Genomic DNA, 1114 nt, shown 5'->3' with positions numbered 1-1114 from the left:
GAAACCGTGATCCGGGCCGCGGGTGCGCTGCTGGGCAGCGCTGCTGCCGACTTGTCGTCGGATGCGCACTTCACCGATTTGGGCGGAGACTCGCTGTCCGCGTTGACATTCGGCAATCTGCTGCACGAGATCTTCGATGTCGACGTGCCGGTGGGTGTGATCGTCAGTCCGGCCAGCGACCTTCAGGCCATCGCCGACTACATCGAGGGCGAGCGGGCCGGCTCGAAGCGGCCCAGTTTCGCTTCAGTGCATGGCCGGGACGCGGTCGAGGTGCACGCCAGTGACCTCACGCTGGACAAGTTCCTCGACGCGGACACCCTGGCCGGCGCCGCGAACCTGGGTGCTCCCAGCGAGCGGATCCGCACCGTGTTGCTGACCGGGGCGACGGGCTTCCTGGGCCGCTATTTGGCGCTGCAGTGGCTGGAACGCATGGAGCTGGTCGACGGCAAGGTCATCGCCCTGGTGCGCGCCAAGTCCGACCCCGACGCCCGCGCCCGGCTGGACAACATCTTCGACACCGGTGACCCGAAGCTGCTGGCCCACTACCGCCAGCTGGCCGCCGATCACCTCGAGGTGCTCGCCGGCGACAAGGGCGAGCCCAATCTGGGCCTGGACACCGAGACCTGGCAGCGGCTGGCCGACACCGTCGACGTCATCGTCGACCCCGCCGCGCTGGTCAACCACGTGCTGCCCTACAGCCAGCTGTTCGGCCCCAACGCACTGGGCACCGCCGAGTTGATCCGCCTGGCGCTGACCAGCAAACAAAAGCCCTACACCTACGTCTCGACGATCGGGGTGGGCGACCAGATCAAGCCCGGCGCCTTCACCGAAGACGCCGACATCCGGGCCATCAGCGCCACCCGCCGGGTCGATGACAGCTACGCCAACGGCTACGGCAACAGCAAATGGGCCGGCGAAGTCCTGCTGCGCGAAGCCCACGACCTGTGCGGCCTGCCCGTCGCGGTATTCCGCTGCGACATGATCCTGGCCGACACCACCTGGGCCGGACAGCTCAACCTGCCCGACATGTTCACCCGCATGATGCTCTCGCTGGTGGCCACCGGCATCGCGCCCGCCTCGTTCTACGAGCTGGACGCCGAGGGCAAGCGGCAGC

1 protein-coding gene is annotated in these 1114 nt (G+C 68.0%); it reads left to right on the top strand.

Annotation, left to right across the window (positions count from 1 at the left end; genetic code table 11):
* Positions 1 to 1114 (top strand): thioester reductase domain-containing protein (locus AC5Y21_RS25970; RefSeq protein ID WP_499917016.1); only part of this gene is annotated, 1114 nt, incomplete at both ends.

Source organism: Mycobacterium sp. NGS41 (assembly GCF_059812725.1).
This window is presented reverse-complemented; position numbering and strand designations above follow the sequence as displayed.